This is a genomic window from Cupriavidus sp. 22TCCZM04-2, from assembly GCF_057798895.1.
Window position 1 is genome coordinate 470,834 of record NZ_JBYOJS010000002.1, and the last position, 18,748, is coordinate 489,581.

Annotated in this window: 18 protein-coding genes and 1 pseudogene; 10 read left to right on the forward strand and 9 right to left on the reverse strand. The window is 66.4% G+C overall.

The genetic code is table 11. The features are described from left to right. Positions 1 to 4: 4 nt before the first annotated feature. Both AC3FKG_RS05540 and AC3FKG_RS05545 read right to left on the reverse strand, forming a co-directional pair. Entirely contained in the window at positions 5 to 1,198 is a 1,194-nt protein-coding gene (locus AC3FKG_RS05540; RefSeq protein WP_488742618.1) for an acyl-CoA dehydrogenase family protein, read from the reverse strand. Positions 1,199 to 1,212: 14 nt separating this feature from the next. Beyond that, positions 1,213 to 1,965, reverse strand: coding sequence for an SDR family NAD(P)-dependent oxidoreductase (locus AC3FKG_RS05545; protein WP_483712687.1), 753 nt, complete (start codon positions 1,963 to 1,965; stop codon positions 1,213 to 1,215). A 136-nt stretch (positions 1,966 to 2,101) separates the two neighbouring features. Between AC3FKG_RS05545 and AC3FKG_RS05550 the strand changes: the two genes are divergently transcribed. Both AC3FKG_RS05550 and AC3FKG_RS05555 read left to right on the forward strand, forming a co-directional pair. After that, a complete protein-coding gene (locus AC3FKG_RS05550; protein WP_488742657.1) occupies positions 2,102 to 2,776 on the forward strand; it encodes a GntR family transcriptional regulator in 675 nt (224 codons plus the stop codon). Between the two features lie 377 nt (positions 2,777 to 3,153). Further along, the gene (locus tag AC3FKG_RS05555) at positions 3,154 to 3,936 is read left to right on the forward strand and encodes an MHYT domain-containing protein (protein ID WP_488742619.1); all 783 of its coding nucleotides are present in this window, start codon (positions 3,154 to 3,156) and stop codon (positions 3,934 to 3,936) included. Positions 3,937 to 3,942: 6 nt separating this feature from the next. Here the strand turns inward: AC3FKG_RS05555 and AC3FKG_RS05560 are convergent, their stop codons facing one another. Beyond that, positions 3,943 to 4,554, reverse strand: a complete 612-nt coding sequence (locus AC3FKG_RS05560; protein WP_488742620.1) for a DUF2239 family protein — start codon at positions 4,552 to 4,554, stop codon at positions 3,943 to 3,945. Positions 4,555 to 4,656: 102 nt separating this feature from the next. After that, the gene (locus AC3FKG_RS05565) at positions 4,657 to 6,669 is read right to left on the reverse strand and encodes an alkaline phosphatase D family protein (RefSeq protein ID WP_488742621.1); all 2,013 of its coding nucleotides are present in this window, start codon (positions 6,667 to 6,669) and stop codon (positions 4,657 to 4,659) included. A 259-nt stretch (positions 6,670 to 6,928) separates the two neighbouring features. On the opposite strand from AC3FKG_RS05565, the gene AC3FKG_RS05570 reads away from it, so the two are divergent. The 3 genes from AC3FKG_RS05570 to csgH are packed head-to-tail and all read left to right on the forward strand — an operon-like array spanning position 6,929 to position 9,430. Then, positions 6,929 to 8,311, forward strand: coding sequence for an ethanolamine ammonia-lyase subunit EutB (locus tag AC3FKG_RS05570; protein ID WP_488742622.1), 1,383 nt, complete (start codon positions 6,929 to 6,931; stop codon positions 8,309 to 8,311). Between the two features lie 8 nt (positions 8,312 to 8,319). After that, positions 8,320 to 9,105, forward strand: a complete 786-nt coding sequence (gene eutC, locus AC3FKG_RS05575) for an ethanolamine ammonia-lyase subunit EutC (RefSeq protein ID WP_488742623.1) — start codon at positions 8,320 to 8,322, stop codon at positions 9,103 to 9,105. 13 nt (positions 9,106 to 9,118) lie between these two features. Continuing rightward, positions 9,119 to 9,430: a curli-like amyloid fiber formation chaperone CsgH gene (gene csgH / locus AC3FKG_RS05580; protein WP_488742624.1), complete on the forward strand. Its 312-nt coding sequence runs from the start codon at positions 9,119 to 9,121 to the stop codon at positions 9,428 to 9,430. Positions 9,431 to 9,475: 45 nt separating this feature from the next. Here the strand turns inward: csgH and AC3FKG_RS05585 are convergent, their stop codons facing one another. From AC3FKG_RS05585 to AC3FKG_RS05595, 3 genes are all read right to left on the reverse strand, one after another. Then, positions 9,476 to 9,949 (reverse strand): aminoacyl-tRNA deacylase, encoded by a 474-nt coding sequence (locus AC3FKG_RS05585; RefSeq protein WP_483712679.1) that lies wholly within the window; start codon positions 9,947 to 9,949, stop codon positions 9,476 to 9,478. An 89-nt stretch (positions 9,950 to 10,038) separates the two neighbouring features. Next, entirely contained in the window at positions 10,039 to 10,977 is a 939-nt protein-coding gene (locus AC3FKG_RS05590) for a LysR family transcriptional regulator (protein WP_488742625.1), read from the reverse strand. A 102-nt stretch (positions 10,978 to 11,079) separates the two neighbouring features. Further along, positions 11,080 to 12,393, reverse strand: coding sequence for an MFS family transporter (locus tag AC3FKG_RS05595; protein WP_488742626.1), 1,314 nt, complete (start codon positions 12,391 to 12,393; stop codon positions 11,080 to 11,082). 370 nt (positions 12,394 to 12,763) lie between these two features. Between AC3FKG_RS05595 and AC3FKG_RS05600 the strand changes: the two genes are divergently transcribed. Then, complete coding sequence (locus tag AC3FKG_RS05600) at positions 12,764 to 13,108, forward strand: hypothetical protein (protein WP_488742627.1); 345 nt, start codon at positions 12,764 to 12,766, stop codon at positions 13,106 to 13,108. A 194-nt stretch (positions 13,109 to 13,302) separates the two neighbouring features. On the opposite strand, the gene AC3FKG_RS05605 is transcribed toward AC3FKG_RS05600, so the two are convergent. Then, on the reverse strand, positions 13,303 to 13,569 hold the full coding sequence (locus AC3FKG_RS05605; RefSeq protein WP_488742628.1) for a hypothetical protein: 267 nt from the start codon (positions 13,567 to 13,569) through the stop codon (positions 13,303 to 13,305). Between AC3FKG_RS05605 and AC3FKG_RS05610 the strand changes: the two are divergent. Then, positions 13,567 to 13,761: pseudogene (locus tag AC3FKG_RS05610) on the forward strand (porin); the annotation flags it as partial. The gene AC3FKG_RS05605 and the pseudogene AC3FKG_RS05610 overlap by 3 nt on opposite strands. An 87-nt stretch (positions 13,762 to 13,848) precedes the next feature. Here AC3FKG_RS05610 and AC3FKG_RS05615 read toward each other — a convergent pair. Then, the gene (locus AC3FKG_RS05615; RefSeq protein ID WP_488742629.1) at positions 13,849 to 14,877 is read right to left on the reverse strand and encodes a LysR family transcriptional regulator; all 1,029 of its coding nucleotides are present in this window, start codon (positions 14,875 to 14,877) and stop codon (positions 13,849 to 13,851) included. 147 nt (positions 14,878 to 15,024) lie between these two features. On the opposite strand from AC3FKG_RS05615, the gene AC3FKG_RS05620 reads away from it, so the two are divergent. From AC3FKG_RS05620 to AC3FKG_RS05630, 3 genes are read left to right on the forward strand one after another with little or no spacing between them, the layout of a single operon-like run. Then, positions 15,025 to 16,020: a Bug family tripartite tricarboxylate transporter substrate binding protein gene (locus AC3FKG_RS05620; RefSeq protein WP_488742630.1), complete on the forward strand. Its 996-nt coding sequence runs from the start codon at positions 15,025 to 15,027 to the stop codon at positions 16,018 to 16,020. Positions 16,021 to 16,054: 34 nt separating this feature from the next. Then, complete coding sequence (locus AC3FKG_RS05625) at positions 16,055 to 17,554, forward strand: M81 family metallopeptidase (protein WP_488742631.1); 1,500 nt, start codon at positions 16,055 to 16,057, stop codon at positions 17,552 to 17,554. Between the two features lie 14 nt (positions 17,555 to 17,568). Continuing rightward, entirely contained in the window at positions 17,569 to 18,561 is a 993-nt protein-coding gene (locus AC3FKG_RS05630; RefSeq protein ID WP_483712669.1) for a tripartite tricarboxylate transporter substrate-binding protein, read from the forward strand. Positions 18,562 to 18,748: the final 187 nt, after the last annotated feature.

An 18,748-nucleotide genomic window follows, 5' to 3' on the forward strand; every position in this document is an offset into this window, starting at 1 on the left:
CCGGTCAGCCATGCCTGGACGCCCCCAGGGTGTCGCGCTTGATCTTCTTCGCGAGCGACCACTTGTGGACTTCGGTCGGGCCGTCGTAGATCCGGAACGCGCGCAGTTCGCGGAACGCCTGTTCGACGATGGTGTCGCGCGACACGCCGTTGCCGCCCAGGATCTGCACGCAGCGGTCCGCGACGCGGAACAGGGCTTCGGACACGGCCACCTTGGCCATCGAGCTTTCGGTGGTGCCGGCGGATCCCGTGTCGAGCACGCCGGCGCACCAGTCGATCATCAGCGCCGCCTGCTGCAGGTCGATCAGGTTTTCGGCCAGCATGAAGCCAACGCCCTCATGGTCGATCAGCAGCTTGCCGAAGGCCTTGCGCGTGATGGCGTAGGCCCGCGCGATCTCGTCCGCGCGCGCGACCGTACCGAACCAGCGCATGCAATGCGACAGCCGCGCCGGCGACAACCGGACCTGCGCATAGCGGAAGCCTTCGTTGGCTTCGCCCAGCACCTGGTCCGCCGGCACGCGCAGGTTGTCGATCACGACCAGCGCATGGCCGCCCGGCATCGAGCTGTCGATGGTGTCGATCACGCGCTCGGTGCGGATGGCTGGGTGGGGCAGGTCGACCAGGAACATGGTGGCCTGCGCGCGTTCGCCATCGCCGGTACGCGCCATCACGATGCCGACCTTCGCGCCTTCGGCGCCGGTGATGAACTTCTTGCGGCCGTTGATGACCCACTCGTCGCCATCGCGAACGGCAGTGGTGCTCAACATCGACGGATCCGACCCCGCGCCGCCGTCTTCGGCGGGCTCGGTCATGAAGAACGCCGAGCGCGCGTCGCCGCGCACGAGCGGCTCAAGAAAGCGTGCCTTCTGCGCGGCGGATGCCACCTTGCCGAGCAGGAACATATTGCCCTCGTCGGGCGCCATGGTATTGACGGCGACGGGGCCGAGCGGCGACAGGCCCGAGCGCTTGAGCACGGCGGCGGTTTCGCGCTGGTCCAGGTGGCTGCCATCGGCAAGGATGTGCGGCGTCATGACGCCTGCCGCGCGCGCCTTAGCGCGCAGCTCCTCGACCAGTTCGGCGGTGGGGCCGTGCGCGGTGCAGCGCGGATCTTGCTCGTACGGGGCCACGACATCGCGCACGAAGCGCTCGACGCGGTCAGCGATCTGCTCGCTGCGTTCGGTAGGGCAGGGTGTGAACATGGTTGCGTTTTCCCTCAGAGGGTATTGACCAGGTGGCCGCCGTCGACGGCCAGCACGGCGCCCGTCATATAGCGCGAGGCATCGGAGGCGAGCAGCAGCAGCGGCCCGTCCAGATCTTCGAGCTGTCCCAGGCGGCGCTGCGGAATGCGTTGGATCAGCGCCTTGCCGGCATCGGCCTGCCAGAAGTCGCGGTTGAGTTCGGTGTCGATGTAGCCGGGGGCGATGGCGTTTACGCGAATGCCATGGCGCGCCCATTCCAGCGCGAGGGTCTTGGTCAGTTGCACGACGCCGGCCTTGGACACGGCATAGGACACCACGCCACCCGCCTGCCGCAGCCCGAGGATCGACGCCACGTTGATGACGCTGCCGCCACCGCGTGCGCGCATGCCGGGGGCGAGGGCTTGCGCCAGGAAGAACATGCCCTTGAGATTGGTGTCCATCACGCTATCCCAATCTGCCTCGGCATGCGTGAGGGCGGGTCCCTCGCGAACCAGGCCGGCGTTGTTGACGAGGATGTCGATGGGCCCTGCGTTTTCCGCCAGCGCGCCGCGCGATGCGGCACTGGTCACATCCAACGCCACGCACCTGGCGGGGCCGTACTGTTCCACCTGCTTCGCGACCGATTGCAGCGCGTCGATGCGCCGTGCCGCCAGCACCACTTCCGCGCCATGTGCGGCGAGCCGCTGCGCAAAGTGCGCCCCCAGCCCGCTCGATGCCCCGGTAACCAGCGCCCGCTTGCCGGCAAGGCCGAGCAACGTCTCTCCCATCAAGGTCTCCGTTTGTTTGCATGACAGGACCGGATTGTAGGATGATTTCATCCTATGTCAACGGCTTCGGACATTGATGCCCGGCCAATCCATTAGAATCGCGCCCGTGCCAAGAACGACCTTCTCTTCCCCTGATATGTCCAGCGATACGCCCGTTGCGTCCGGCCCGGCGGGCCGCAGCGCTTCCGATACAGTGTTCTTCGGCATCGTGAATGGTCTGGAGTTGGGCGGCTTTTCGCCTGGCCAGCGGCTGGTGGAAACCGACCTGGTGGCGCATTTCGGCGTCGGCCGCAATTCGGTGCGCGAGGCGCTGCAGCGGTTGGCGGCCGAAGGCATTGTCGATCTTCCGCGTCATCGGGGCGCGATCATCCGGCGGTTGAGCCTGCAGGAAACCCTGGACGTGCTGGATGTCGCGGAACGCATGACTGGCCTGCTCGCGCGCGCGGCCACGCGCGGCTGTGCGAATCGCCAGCTTGTGCAGGCCTTGCGGGCTTCGGTACAGGGACTGGTCGCGGCGGAAAAGGCTCATGACGTGGAGGCCTTTTCCGGTAGCCGGCGGCACTTTTACCGCACGCTGCTGGAGATGGGCGACAACCGTGAATTGCGGCGACTCTTTCCAACCATCCACATGCCGATCGTGCACGCGCAGCACCGGCTCGCTTCGCTGCCACGGATGCGGCTGGATGACTATCGGCGTATTGCAACGGCCGTGCTTTCGGGCGACCCTGAAGCGGCCGAGGCGGCCGGGGCGGCGCATGTGCAGAACGTGAGGGGAGCGATTTTGGGGAGGGAGACGATGGTCAGGGTTTGACGGGGTGTCGTGCTTGGCAGACGCCGCTGTTTCGCAGGCGTAGCCTGCGTCATAAAACGCGTTGACTTGTCCTAACGGACGAATATTGATCGTGCTTCGGACCCCGTCATAACCAGAGAACCCCACCGGCTACGCCAGCCCGCCAAGCACAACCATCCCCGGAATCCCTCCTTCACCAAAGCCCGATTTACCTTCAATGGGTTATGGGCAAAGGCCGATGCCAACCAGCATACTGACCCCGCATTCATCAAAGCAGCCACGTGCACGCGCTTGGGCAAGAACAAGAAAACAAGCGCCGCAATTTCAGCCATCCGACGGCAGCCGGTACGAAGGTACTCTGAACCGCGCCGCCGTGGGTTTCTGCGGGGAGGTGGGATATGTTTGCCGGATTCCAGGCATTGCCGGGCACCATCGTGCCATTCCAGTACGACATGCTGTTGGTGGGACTGTCTTTCCTGATCTCGGTGTGCGGCGCCTACGCCGGGCTGCGATGGTCGCGCCGCATGCGCGGGCGTGACGGGCGCGTCGATATCGACCGCCTGTTATGCGCCGCGGCCAGTATTGGCGGCGGCGCCGTATGGTCGATGCACTTTATCGGGATGGTCGCCTACCGCACGCCAACCCATCGCGAATTCGACATGTTGCTGACCCTGCTGTCGCTGCTGGCGGTGATGGTGCCGGTCGGCGCAGGCCTTGTCATCGCCTCGCGCCGACAAGGCAACCGCACCCGCAATGCCGTCAAGGGCGGCGTGCTGACAGGCCTCGGGGTCGTCGCCATGCACTACACCGGCATGGCGGCGATCCACTCGAATACGCTGTTCGACTGGAATCCCTTCATCGTCGGACTGTCCGTCCTGATCGCGGTCGTGGTCTCTGTGATCGGCCTGTGGCTGGCGACCACGGTAAAGAGCGGCCCGCTGCAATTTGGCGCCGCCATCGTGATCGGCCTCGCGGTTTGCGGCATGCACTATACGGGTATGTCGGCCGGCACCATGATCTGCACCGGCCCAACCTACTCGCCGGATCTCTTCGCGATCGAGGGCGGCAATGTCGGCTATGCCGTGTTCGCGATGACCCTGGTCATGCTGATGGTGACCCTGCTGATCGAAGCCAGCCGCAGCGGCCGCATCGCGCGTGCCGCGGAGGCAAGGACGCGCTGAACGCGCCTATGCTGCGGTGAAGGCCAGCGCCAACGCGTGCTCGCGCACGTCCGCCGGCCAATCCGCGATCAGTGCCCCGACGCGCGCGCGATCATCCGCGAACAAGGCGCGCGTTGCTTCCTCAAAGCCCGGCAGGTCGCCGGCAATTGCCGACATGAAGTGATACGCGCGCTCCTGCGCAACGCGGCGATGGTCGCGCTGCGCGTTGGCGCGCCGCGCCTCTTCCACCAGCTTGCGCAACGCCACCGAAGCACCGCCAGGCTGCTGCGCGAGCCAGTCCCAGTGGCGCGGCAGCAACGTGACCTCGCGCGCGACCACGCCAAGCTTCGGGCGGCCTCGGCCGCGAGGTTCGTTCTGCGCGGCTTCATCGTCGACGTGTCCAGGGCCAGTTGCCTCCGTGCCCACGGCCGCAAAGCGCGCGACGACCTCTTCATTGGTGCCGCGCAGGTCGATATCGATGGAGCGTCCCGTCGCATTGTCGAACACCAGGAGGGGCCCGGCGGCCCTTTGCGCGGCCGCACGCCTGACCGCGAGCGCGACGGCGCCAAGCGGACCGGAGGCGATGCGACGATGCCCGTCGAAGGCGATATGGGACGAAATCAGAGCGGCTGGGTGCATGGAGGGCTGCCGTGGTGGTGAATTCGCCCAATTTATACCCGGATAAAATAATTGTCAATAATATCCGGGTAAAAATTTAGCTACTTGCCCCCGGGCGCCTGCCTACACGAGCGTGACGTCCGTAGCCCCCGACGCCACTTCGATCACCTGCACGCTGGCCGTGGCTGGTTGTGCCGGCGCAGTAGGGCCCTGAAGCGGCTTCATCACATGGAAGGCGCAACTGAGCTTCGCAGGGTTGAGCGTCACCAGCGCATAGCCCTCGGCGTTGGTCTCGACGTGCCGCAGCCACGGGTTGAAGGTGCGCAGCGTGGCATTGAGGGCGTTCACCACCGCGCCGCCCGCGTTGGTGTAGATCAGGTCGTGCAGCGCCGCGAAGGCCTGGTCGTTGTCGACCAGCGCGCGCAGCCGGCTCAGCAGCGTGTTGCTCGACACCCCGGCCGTGACGAGGTCGACCATGACCGGAGCCGGGCTCGCGGCATCGTAGTCGTCCATCACCTGTCCGGCGAAGAACGCATGGATATCGCCGCTCAGCGTGACCACGTTGCGCACGCCGTGGGTCTTCAGGAACGCCATCAGGTTCTTGCGCTCGGCGTTGTAGCCGTCCCATTGGTCGGCATTGAGGATGAGGCGGTCAAGCAGTTCGATCGGCGGCAGGCGCTTGTCGATGAACGGCTTGATGGTCGAGTCGAAGGTGGCGCTGCTGATGCCCACGCGCGACACCACGTTGCGCAACGCGGTGTACGCCAGTCCCGCCAGCGTGCCCGCTGCCCTGGCGCCGCGCAGGTCGCTGGCCAGCGCCGCGGCCGCGTCGGCCACCACAGGTGCCAGCAAGCTGTTGAGTTGCGCGAGTTCCTTTGCGATCAGGTCGGCGAGCGCTTGCGGGATGTCCACCTGCATGCGCAGCATGGCCAGTTCGTTGCCCCACAGCTTCCACGTGGTGTTGGCGCCGCCGACGTGGTCCTGCCACCAGGCGCGCTGGGTGTCGCCCAGCATGCTCACCGGCGTCAGCGCGTTGCCGGCGGCCGCGATCTTGTCGGCCTCGGCGGCGGCCAGCTTGTCGGCTCGCACAAACTGCCGGCTGCCGACGGCGCCCCCGGTCGACGCCTCCGGAATGATGTGGTCGGCACGGTAGAGGCGTTCGTCGGTCATCAGCAGCGTGGCCAGGTTGCCGAACGTGAACGACCGGTAGATCTGGATGTTCTGGAACGAAGGATTGTTCAGGTCGATCGTGACATCGGCCGGCAGGAACTCGAACCACGCCTGGTTGGCGCTGCGCCGCCGCGCGGTGCGCGGTGTCGCGTCGTCGGTGGCGCTGTAGGTCTGGCGATCCTGCCAGCAGTTGTCGGAGAACTCGTGGTCGTCCCAGATGGCGATCACCGGGAAGGCTGCGTGCAGCGCCTGCAAACGCGTGTCGCTGCGATAGTTGCGGTACAGGTAGCGATAATCGGCGAGCGTGGTGGCATACACCGAGCCGTCCGGCAGCGCGGTGCCGTTCGGCAGTTGCAGGACGCCATGCCGGTCCTCGACGTTGCCGTTGCGCGAACCGCCGGGCACGGCCTCGTAGATGTAGTCGCCCACGTGGACGACGAAGTCCAGGTCCTGCTGGGCAAGTTCTTCCATGCCGGCCCAGTGGTTGACGTTCCAGTCCTGGCAGCAGATGAAGGCAAAGCGCAGTTGCGACAGCGGCGTGCCGGCGGGCGCGGCGGTGCGCGTGCGGCCGACCGTGCTGGCGCGGTCGCCGAGCAGGAAGCGGTAGTAGTACTGCGTCGACGGCGAGAGACCGGTGACCTTGTTGCGCAAGGTGTAGTCCCAGTCGGGCAGCGCGGAAAGCAACTGATTGACGAGCAGCGTGCCGAAGTCCTGCTGCGCCGACACCTGGAGCCGCACCTGTACCGCCCGCTGGCCGTTGCTGCCGTCCACGCGCGTCCAGACCACCACGCTGTCAGGCTTCGGGTCGCCCGAAGCGACGCCGTGCAGGAAGTTGAAGTTCTCGGGATTGCCCATGTCGGAGGGCTGTGGCTCCGAGTCGCCGCCTCCGCCGCATGCGGCGAGTCCGCCGGCGGCTACGGAAACGGTCATGAAACTTCCCCACTTGAGGAACTGGCGGCGGTCCATGGCGCTTCTCCTTATGCTAATCCCGCATGGGTGGCATCTGGATACTAGGTATCGCACTGCGCGGTCGCTGTCGGTGTCGGGCCGACATCGCTATAGGAGAAGGATGACGCCGGAACGCGGATGTCAGGATTGGCTCGCATTGGCGCGGCACTACCGGAGCAATATCCTCGCATTCCGGACAGGCAGCCGGTTGCCTGCAAATCCGAACGCCTATAGTAGCCATACCGGCACACACCCATCGCTCCCGGAGCCCGCGCCCATGGCTTTTGTCCACACGGTTGGCCAGCACCGCCACGTCTTCGCCGACCTGCGTACCTTGCTGGCCAAAGCCAGCCCTGCCCGGTCCGGCGACTGCCTTGCCGGCATTGCCGCCGGGAGCGAGGAAGAGCGCATGGCGGCGCGCATGGCGCTGGCCGCCGTGCCGTTGTCGCACTTCTTGTCCGAAGCGCTGGTCCCGTATGAGGACGACGAGGTGACCCGCCTGATCCTCGACAGCCACGATGCCGGCGCCTTCGGCGAGATCGCCTCCCTCACGGTGGGCGACTTCCGCAACTGGCTGTTGCTGCACGAGACCGACAACGCCACGCTCGCACGCGTGGCGCGCGGCATCACGCCGGAAATGGCGGCGGCGGTCAGCAAGCTCATGCGCAACCAGGACCTGGTCGCGGTCGCGCGCAAGTGCCGCGTGGTCACGCGCTTTCGCAGCACGGTCGGCTTGCCGGGCCGCTTGTCCGTGCGGCTACAGCCGAACCATCCGACCGACGATCCCAAGGGCATTGCGGCGTCGATCATCGACGGGCTGATGTATGGCTGCGGCGATGCAACCATCGGCGTCAATCCGGCATCGGACAACCTGGGCGCGATCGTGTCCCTGCTGCGCATGATCGACGACCTGCGCTGCCGTTTTGATATCCCCACGCAGTCCTGCGTGCTCGCGCATGTCACCCACGCCCTGCGCGCCATGGAGCAGGGCGCGCCGGTGGACCTGGTGTTCCAGTCGGTGGCGGGCAGCGAGCACGCCAACGCCGCGTTCGGCATCAGCCTGTCGCTGCTGGCCGAGGCGCATGACGCCGCGCAGTCGCTGGCGCGCGGCACGGTGGGCAACAACGTGATGTACTTCGAGACCGGGCAGGGGAGCGCGCTGTCGGCCAACGCGCACCATGGCGTGGACCAGCAGACCATGGAAGCGCGCGCCTATGCGGTGGCGCGGCGATTCTCGCCGCTGCTGGTCAATACCGTAGTGGGGTTTATCGGCCCCGAGTACCTGTATGACGGCAAGCAGATCATCCGTGCCGGGCTCGAAGACCATTTCTGCGGCAAGCTGCTGGGCGTGCCGATGGGCTGCGACGTCTGCTACACCAACCATGCCGAGGCCGACCAGGACGATATGGACACGCTGCTGACGCTGTTCGGCGTGGCGGGCATCAACTTCATCATGGGCGTGCCAGGGGCCGACGACATCATGCTGAACTACCAGAGCACGTCGTTCCACGACGCGCTGTACCTGCGCGAGGTACTGGGCCTGCGGCCCGCGCCCGAGTTCGAGGCCTGGCTGCAGCGCATGGGCATTGCCGATGGCAGCGGACGCCTGCTGGAGTCCACCGATCGGCAGCCGCTGCTTGAACTGGCGCATTCGCTGTAGCCGCGGACATGGCCAAGCCTGCATCCTCCGTCACGCAACCCAATCCCTGGCAGCAGTTGCGCCAGTTCACGCGTGCGCGCATTGCGCTCGGCCGCGCCGGGCACAGTCAGACGACTGACACCGTGCTGGCCTTCGGTCTGGCGCATGCGCAGGCACGCGATGCGGTGCACCTGCCGCTGGACCGTGCGGCCATCGAAGCCGCGCTCGCGCAGGCCGGGTTTGCCAGCGTGCCGGTCCACAGCGCCGCGCCGGACCGCGCGCATTACCTGCGCCGCCCCGACCTGGGCCGCAGGCTGGATAAAGCCAGCCGTGCGCGGCTGGCGAAGGCGCATGCCGATCCGGTGCCCGATGTGGTGTTCGTGATTGCCGACGGCCTGTCCGCGCTGGCTGCGCAGGGCCACGCGGTGCCGCTGCTGCTTGCCGTGCGCGAACGGTTGCCGCGGGACTGGACCGTGGCGCCGGTCGTGATCGCCGAGCAAGCGCGCGTGGCGCTGGGCGATGAAGTGGGCGAGCTGACCGGCGCGCGCCAGGTCGTGATGCTGATCGGCGAACGGCCGGGGCTCAGTTCGCCCGACAGCCTCGGCCTCTACCTGACCTATGCGCCGCGCGTCGGCCGCACGGACGCGGAGCGCAACTGCATCTCCAACGTGCGCCCGGAAGGCTTGCCCTACGCGCAGGCCGCCGAGCGGCTGGCATTTCTGCTGCGCGGCGCGGCCGCGCTTGGTTGTTCCGGCGTGGCGCTCAAGGATGACAGCGCACCGGCGCTGCCGGGCGACGCGGCCGCAACGTCATGACACGGAGAACGATATGCAAGCCGATATCCACCTGCAGGCCTGGCTGGAATCGCATGCCGCCAATGGGGTGACGATGATCGCGGCCTATGTCAGCGCGGCCCGTGAGGCGGATCTGCAGTACGACATCCGGCTGCGCAGCAGCGGGCAGGGCAACTCGTCGGCCATTGCGCAGAGCGGCACGGTGCACGTGCAGCAAAACCAGCCCAGCCAGGTGTCTTCCATGGCGGTGACGCCGGTGCCGGGCGGCAGATGTGAAGTGGGGCTGACGCTGCGGGACGGGAACACGGTGGTGGCACGGTACACGCTAGACTGCAGCGCAAAGTAAAACGGCCGGCGCAGGGCCGGCCGTTGTCCGTTGCAAGGATCGCGGCTACATCATACGCCGCGAGAAATGCCCCGGTTCGGCATCCGACATGAGGTTCGAGAACTGGTCCATGCTCATGTGCACCAGTTCCTGGTGGTCGCCCGCCTCGAAATACACGTCGGGGTGTTTCATCAGGCTGTCGTCGACATAGGTCTGCATGCCATACGCCATGGCCACGGGCGGGATCGCGCCGAGGTCGCAGTCCTTGAAGACCTCGCGAATTTCGTCTTCATGCGCCAGCACCAGCTTGCGGCCGGTCTGCTCGCACAGCGCAGCCATGTGCAGGTGATGGTTCGACGGGATCACTGCGGCGACATAGCCATTCTCGTCTTCCAGCAGCAAAGTCTTGGCCAGGCGGTCTCCGGGTACGTGCGCAGCCTCGGCAGTGGCCATGCTGCTGAGGGTGTAGGGATGGTGGACGATGTCGTACTGCGTATTCTTGCTGCTCATGCAGCTCGCCAGCGTGCTTGCCAGGGCCATGATTGCTCCTCTGGATGCGAAGGCCGGTCACTCCCGGGCAACCGGCGGGGACAAGGGTTTTCCTTGTGTACCTACTATAGACGGTGGTATCAGCCGTGGCGTGGCGCGGCGCTATCGTGCAGCCGCGGCCACACGGCCTGGAGTTCGGCCTTCAGGAAAGTCAGCAGGCAGCGCGTGGCCAGCGTCTGGTACCGGTTGGGCATGGTCAGCATATAGAGCTTGCTGCCGAACACGCTGATGCGATAGCCGTCGAGCAGCGAGGTGAGCGCGCCGCTGGCCAGTTCGTCGCCAACGGCGTAGATCGGGAACAGCCCGATGCCCAGCCCGGCCATTACGCCCTCCTTCAGGAACGCGAAGTTGTCGGAACTCAGCGTGGGCTCCAGCACGACCTGCTCGCGTGCGGCGCCGCCATGCGGAGGCGTGCCCGATACCTTGAGCTTCTGGCCGACCGGCGACGCGCACACCACCGCATGCCCGCCCAGTTCCGCCAATACCTTCGGCGCCGGGTGCGCCGCCAGGTAGGCCGGTGCGCCGCAGACCACCCAGTCGACTTCGCCGATCTCCGTCGCCACCACCGAATCGGGCGGCGTGGAGATGATGCGCAAGGCCACGTCGACGTCTTCCGACACCAGGTTGTGCACGCGGTTGTCGAACACCACGTCGAGCAGGATGTCGGGATAGCGCTGCTTGAACTGCACCAGCAGCGGCGACAGCATGGTGTGGCCGAGGCCGGTCGGCACCGACAGGCGCACATGGCCCTGCATGCTCTTGCCCATATTGCTGATGAGCGCATTGGCCGCCGCGACCTCGCCCAGGATATTGCGGCCGTGCTCATAGAGCCCGGCGCCCACGGGCGTGGGTTCCACGTGGCGCGTGGTCCGCCGCAGCAACTGGACGCCAAGCTCTTCTTCGAGCGCCTTCAGGTGGTAGCTGACATTGGCCCGCGTCATCTTGAGCTTGCGCGCGGCGGCGCTGAGGTTGCCGGCATCGACGATGTCGACGAACAGGCGCAGGGCGTTGAGATCCATGGATGGGGAAAGAAGGCGGTTCAGGGTGCGGGCTGCCGGTGGCAGCATCCGCACCCGTAGTGTGCCACGCGCAGCCGGCGACACCTGCCGCCGGCACGGCGTTCAGTGCTCGTGATGGAGGTACCTGGCCTGGCGTGGCAAGCGCAGGCTGACCAGGAAGGCAACCACCATCATGGCGGTGACATACCAGTAGAACGCGGTCTCATGGCCGACGGATTTGAGTCCCAGCGCCACGTATTCGGCCGTGCCGCCAAACGCCGCGTTGGCAATCGCATAGGCCAGGCCGACGCCAAGCGCCCGCACTTCGGCCGGGAACATTTCCGCCTTCACGATACCGCTGATCGACGTATAGAAGCTGACGATGGCCAGCGCCACGGCGATCAGCACAAACGCCAGTTCCGGGCTCGACACGGTTCGCAGCGCGGTCAGGATCGGCACCGTTGCCACCGCGCCCAGCGCACCGAACAGCAGCATGTTGTTGCGCCGGCCGATGCGGTCGGACAACGCGCCGAACACGGGCTGCATGCACATGTACAGGAACAGGCATCCGGTCATCACGTAGCTGGCCGTCTTGATCGACATGCCGGCCGTGTTGACCAGGTACTTCTGCATATACGTGGTGAAGGTGTAGAAGATCAGCGAGCCGCCGGCGGTGTAGCCCAGCACGGTGAAGAAGGCGGCCTTGTGGTTGCGGAAGATCTCCGCGACGCTGCCGGCTTCCTTGCTGCCGCGCGTGGCCGCGGACGAGGTCTCGTGCAGCGTGCGGCGCAGGAACAGCGCCACCACCGCGGTGATCGCGCCGACCACGAACGGAATGCGCCAGCCCCAGGCCTTGAGTTCGGCGTCATCGAGCAGCTGCTGCAGGATCACCACCACCAGTACCGCCAGCAACTGGCCGCCGATCAGCGTGACGTACTGGAACGACGAGAAGAACCCGCGCCGTCCGCGCAGCGCCACCTCGCTCATATAAGTCGCCGTGGTGCCGTACTCGCCGCCAACCGACAAGCCCTGGATCAGGCGTGCGAGGAGCAGCAGCGCCGGCGCCCAGTTGCCGATGCTGGCATAAGTCGGCAGGCCGGCAATCAGCAGCGAGCCGAAGCACATCAACAGCACCGAGATCAGCATGGAGTTCTTGCGCCCATGCCGGTCGGCAATGGTGCCGAACAGCCAGCCGCCGATCGGCCGCATCAGGAAGCCGGCCGCGAACACGCCCGCGGTGTTCAGCAGCTGCGCGGTGGGATCGGCCTTGGGAAAGAACGATGGCGCGAAGTAAATCGCGCAGAACGCGTAGACGTAGAAGTCGAACCATTCGACGAGGTTGCCTGACGAGGCGGCAACGATGGAGAAGACGCGTTTGCGCACCTCTTCGGGCGTAGGCGCGGCGGCCTGGTTGGAGTCGGCTGTGAGATCGGTCATTTTTTGTCTTGGCAATCAGGGAGCGGCGATGCACGGGGGCGCGGGCCGCGATCAGCAGGGCCGCAGGCTGGCTCGCGCCGTTGGAACGCCGCCTGGTTCCGGAGTGGGGCGGCGAGTAGAGGATCGGCGTCAGCCCGTGCTGGCTGGCGTGAATCGACGCACACTGCGGCACGTTGATGGATGACAGCCTACCCCGATCAGGGACCGCTGCACACCCCGGCACGGTGCAGATATCTATTGCGCTGCAACATTCGTTACGTGGCGACGGGGCTGGCGGCAGATTGTCCTGGGCCTTGGACACACTGTCTCGCTGGTGCGTCTCTGCCTCAGCATGCCGGACCGCTTGAAACACGCGTGACGGTGGACAATGATGAGCCTGAGCGCCCTCATTTCCATGCCGATGTCCTCTTCCCTGCGCAGATGGCTGTGCCTGATGCTGTTCGTGACGATCGAGCCATCGTGGGCCCAGGACCTGGTCGAATGCAGGCGCATCGACAAGGAGCAACTGGCCTCCGCCAGCACCGAGACGCTGCTGTTCCTGCGCTGCCGCGCGCGCCGCATTGCCTACGAGGCCCCGCGGCTCAAAGGCGTGTCGCAGCGCGCCAGGGACGACGTCATGTTCGCGTGCCTGGACCAGGCCGATGCGGTCGAGCATCAGCTGCGCGTGCGGCATGGCTATACGCGCGAGTCCCTGGCGCGCGAACACTGCGAATAGCAGCCGGGAAGGCGCAGCGGCGGCTGTCCCACCAGCTGGCCCTCGGGCCGCAGCAGCGGTGCCAGGCCATCGCCGAAGATCTCGCCCCAGTTGCGGCGGAAGGCGCCGTACCGGACCAGATCGATGAATTGCGCGTTGAGCGTTTCCGGGACGCCGATCGGGTACCCGTTGGTCAGCGAATGTAGCGCGCGACGTCAGCCGGCTTCGCGCGCCGCCGCCCGCAGGCAGTCCTTGAACAGTTCGACGGCGCGCACAGCGAGCGAGCCAGGCACGGCGAAGAAGCCGACATCGCCGAATGCCGGCGCGTGCTCCAGCGGGATGATGGCAAGGCTGCCGGTGTCGACGAATTGCCGTGCGGCGGAGCGCGGCATCAGCCCGATGGTCGCCTGATCGAACATCAGCGCGACATTGGTCATGACCGAGAGCGATTCGACCACATCGACGAGTCGCGCGTGGGCCACCACAGCAGCAACAAGGCCATGCTTTACGCGCTGCGGGGCACCTACGCGTTCTCCAGGCGCACCTCGGTCTACGGCACGATGGGCTTTGTCGACAACAGCGGCCAGTCCGCCGTGGCGGTTGACGGCGCGGCGGCTCCGCCGCCGGGATCGTCGCAGCTTGGCGCGATGCTGGGGATCAAGCATATCTTCTGAGGACCATACGGCACTCATGGCGGGGCAGTTGAATCCGCCATTGGCCCTCGGTACCTGTGTCATCGGCGAAAAGCGGCACTCTCGCGCTCATCCCTTCACGCGGCGCGGCACCAGCCCCGCCGCAGCCACCGCGCGAGCCGCCAGCAGTGGCCGCGCATCCCGCACGACATCCTGCGTGGCCCTCTGCAGCACGAATTCGCGAAAGCGCTGCGCGGCGGTACGTGACGTGATTTCGCCATTCCAGACGGCCACCACCGGCTCGACGCGGGCATCCAGCTCGAAGCGCAGGACCCGGGCGACCTTGGCCGACATCAGTTGTGCCGCGATGCGTTCGGGAAACACCGACAGGTAGTGCCCGGTCTGCATCAGGCTGGCCGTGGCCGCCACGTCGCTGGTGCGGATGCCGCGCGACGGCGCCGGCGCCCCCAGCGCGTGGAAGGCCATCTGCAGCAGATGAAGCATGCGCGACCCCGTGGCGGGAATGCACCATTGCTGCTCGGACAAGGCCTGCGCCGTCAGCTTGCGGCGCGCCAGCAGCGGGTGATCCGGGCTGGCGACGACAACTACCTTCTGCGCGGGCACGACGGGCGTGCTGCGCAGCGCGGGCTGCGACAGGCGCGGATCGCCGTACGCGAACAGCAGGTCCAGCGAGCCGTGCAGCAATTGCTCGGCCAGTTCGCCAATGCCGCCTTCGATCACGCTGATCTCCACGCGCGGGTTGTCGCGGTAGAAGTCACTCATGGCCTGCGCCAGGAACGGCTGCACCGACATGGTCCGGAACGCCAGCCGCAGTTCGCCCTGACTACCCGCGCGTACCGCCTGCATGGACTCGGCCAGGCGTTCGAGCTGCGCGAGCAGCACCTGCGCGTGGGCTGCCATCTCGCGGCCCGGTTCGGTCAGTTCGAGTCCGCGGCGCCCGCGCGCGAACAGCACCATGCCGGCGATGTCCTCGATCTCCGCCAGCGTTTTCGATACCGCGGCCGGACTGACATGGAAGCGCGCGGCGACCGCCGCCGCCGTCTGCATCTCGCCCAATGCCACGATGACGCGCAGGTGGCGCAGCTTCAGACGGCCAAGCGGGAAACTGGCGGATTCGAGCGGATCGGCGGAAGGCATGGACGGCATATCGCGGCTTGCTTTGAAGTTAACCATTTACTCAACTTGGCGACATTTTAATTCGCTTTTTGTGCAAGTCGAGTTGGCCTATAGTCGGCCGGGTCCGAAACGTTCAAGACGAGGCACCCAGACCTCGGAAGGAGACTGATGATCCGTACAACCCGACTTTCCGCCGTGCTTCGTGGTGCTTTCGCCGGCATGGTCCTGGTGGCGATGACGTATGCCGGTGCTGCCGCCGGCGCGGCGTGGCCCGACCGGCCGTTGCGCCTGGTGGTGCCATTCCCGGCCGGTGGTTCCTACGACATCGTCGGCCGCACGCTGGCACGCAAGCTCGAAACGCGCCTTGGCCAGCCCGTGGTGGTGGAGAACATCGCCGGCGGCGCCACCGTGCCGGGCGCGCTGTCCGTGCTCAAGGAAAAGGCCGACGGCAACACGCTGCTGCTCGCCAGCGACGGCACGCTCAATATCAATCCGCACACGATCAAGGGCTTGCGCTACCGCCCGGACAGCGATTTCACGCCAGTTACCGTCCTGACTACGGTGCCGCACTGGATCATCACGCGCACGGATCGCAAGGAGACGAACCTGGCCGAACTGATGGCGTATATCCGCGAGCATCCCGGCAAGGTGTCGATCAGCATCAATACCGTCGGCGGCGCCGCGCATCTCGCCCTGGCGGACTGGAAGCGCCGCAACGGGCTCGACTTCACCATCGTGCCCTACCGTGGCTCGCCGCCGGCCATGGCGGACCTGATCGGGGGCCAGACCTATGCGCATGTCGACGTGATCGGCTCGTCCATCAACTATGTCAACGACGGCAAGGCCAGGCCGCTGGCCGCGTTGCAGGCCAAGCCCGTGGCGCAGTTCCCGAACCTGGCGTTGCAGAAGTCCGACAGCAAGGACGGCTTGCTGATCGGCGCCAACTTGTCGCTCGTCGTCAAGGCGGGCACGCCGCCCGAGACCATCGACCGCCTTTACAAGGAAGTGAAGGCCAGCGTCCAGGAGGCTGACTTCCAGACGCGGCTGCAGACGCTTGCGTACGAGTCCGTGCTGACGCCCCCGGCGGAAAGCCGCCGCTTCCTGCACGCGCAGACGCTGCGCTATGGCGCGATCGCGCGCAACGTCGATCTCGAAGCCAACTGATTCTCGCGGCACGGCCCGCACAGGAGTCCATACCATGCATTTTGTCATTGCCCTGATGCGGCATGAAACCAATACCTTCTCGCCGATCCCGACACCGCTGCACGCCTTCAATCGCGGCAGCACCGATGGCCCCCTGCACGGCGATGACGCCGTGCGCGCTTGCCGCGGAACCAACAGCGCCGCAGCGGCCTTCATGGATCTGGTTGGACGCCAGGGCGACACGTTCGTGATGCCGCTGATGGCCAACGCGGTGCCCAGCGGGGTGGTCACGGCCGACGCGTTCGAATCGATGGCGGCAACCATTGTCGCGGCGGTGCGTGAAGGCTGCGATGCGGTGATGCTCGACCTGCACGGCGCGATGGTGGCGGAGGGCTATCCCGATGCCGAAGGCGAACTGCTGGCGCGCATCCGGGCCGTGGCGCCCGATGTGCCGATTGCCGTTTCGCTCGACTTCCACGCGAACTTCAGCGCGGCGCTGATCGACAATGCCACCGTCATCGCGGGCTACTGCACTTATCCGCACGTCGATGTCTACGAGACCGGCGCCCGCGCCGCGCGCACGCTGATGGCCTCGCTGCGCGGCGAGGCCCGACCGGTGATGCTGTGGCGCACGCTGCCGATGCTCACGCACATGCTGCGCCAGACTCCGCGCGAACAGCCGATGAAGGACATCATGGACCGCGCCATGGCCGCCGAGCGCGATGGCGAAGTGCTGAACGCATCGGTGTTCGGGGGCTTCCCGCTGGCCGACATTGCGCATACCGGGCTGACCGTCGTGATCGTCGCCGATGCCGACCGCGCCGATGCAGGCCGCCGGCTGCTCGACGATCTGTGCGGCATGGCGTGGGAACGCCGCGCCGATTTCGTGTTTCCAATCGAGCCGATGGAGGCCTCGATCGCGCGGGCGCGCAACGCCGAGGCAGGACCGGTGATCCTGGTCGACCACGGCGATAACTGTGGCGCCGGTGGCCCGACCGACGAGATGACGGTGCTGGCCGAAGTGCTGCGGCAAGGGCTGGAGGGCGTGGTGGCCGGGCCGTTCTGGGACCCGGCCGCGGTCGCGCAGCTGATCGATGCGGGCGTCGGCAGCACCTTGACGCTCGATGTCGGCGGCAAGACCGATATGCCGGCGCTGGGCCTGAAGGGCCGCCCGCTGACGCTGACGGGCCGGGTCCAGTGCATCACCGACGGCAACTACCAGGTGACCGGGCCGATGTTCACGGGCATGAGGCTGAGCCTGGGCCGCACCGTCGTGCTGGACGTGGACGGCACGCTCGTGGTGGTATGCGAAAAGCCGCAGGAGCCGTTCGATACGGGCGTGTTCACGCACGCGGGCATCGACCTGTCGCGCCGCAAGTACGTGCTGATCAAATCGCGCCAGCATTTCCGCGCGGGCTTCGAGCCGATTGCGAAGGACATCGTGCTGGTAGCGGGCCCCGGCGTCTGCAGCTCCGACTACAGCCTGTTCCCGTTCCGCAATCTGCGGCGCCCGATCTATCCGCTCGAAGTGGATACCACACTGCAGGCCGCCTGAGCAAAGGAGCCAATATGCCGTACCGAATCGTCCCGAGGCGCCTCGCGGCTGCTTTGAGCGTGGCCCTCGGCGTCAGCGCCGTACCCAATGCGGCCGCGGCCGCGGGCAGCGAGACCCCCACGCGCATCGTAGTCGGCTTCGCGGCCGGCGGCGCGCTCGATATCTTCGCGCGCACGCTGGCGGAAAAGCTGCGCGTATCGCTGAACACGCCGGTGCTGGTCGAGAACCGCCCGGGGGCTTCGGCGCGGCTGGCGCTGGACACGGTCAAGCGCGCGCACCCGGATGGAAAGACCGTCCTGATCTCGCCCGCTCCGCCGTTCACCATTTTTCCGCTGACCTACAAGCAACTGCCTTACGATCCCGACAAGGACCTTGTGCCGGTCGCATATCTGGCGGACGTGCCGCTGGTTGCGTCGACGGGGGCGGGCCAGCCCTATCGCACCATGCAGGAATACCTGGCGTGGGTGAAGCGCCAGCCGGCCAGGGGCGGTGTCGGGCTGGTCACGCTTGGCGGCACCATCCACTTCGGCGTGCTGACGCTGAGCAAGGAAATCGGCGTGCCGCTGTTGCCGACCGCTTATCGTGGCGCGGTGATGATGCTGACCGACGAGATCGGCGGGACGCTGCCGCTTGGTATCGATGCCGTTGGCGGCCAGATGGAGCTGTACCGCGCCGGCAAGATTCGCTTCCTTGGCGTCACCGGCACGAAGCGAACCTCATTGCTGCCCGATGTACCGACGCTTGCTGAAGCCGGCGCACCGGGGTTTGAATTGGCATCGGGCTGGTACTCGGCCTTCGTCCCGGCTGGCACGCCGCCGGCGACTGTAGCGCAGCTTGAAAAGGCCTTGCTTGACGCGACCCGGTCGACGGATGTCCGCGAAAAGATGGCGGCCCTGGGCATGGAGGTGAACGGTCAATCGGGCGCCACGCTGCGCAAGATGATCCGCGACCAGCGTGCGCAGTGGAAGCCCGTGGTCGAGGCGTCGGGCTTCACGGCCAGCGATTGATGGCGGAAGGGGAGGTGACTATTCGATGGTGGCAGGCCCCGGCGTCTTCTGTTCGGACTAGCCTGCAGTCCACCTCGGACCTGGACGAAAAACTTCAAAACATGTCTTGTAATGAGATCGATTCCCATTTACTATAACATCACTGTCTGACGCAGCGGCAACGCAGACCAGACAACCCGGTCAGCCT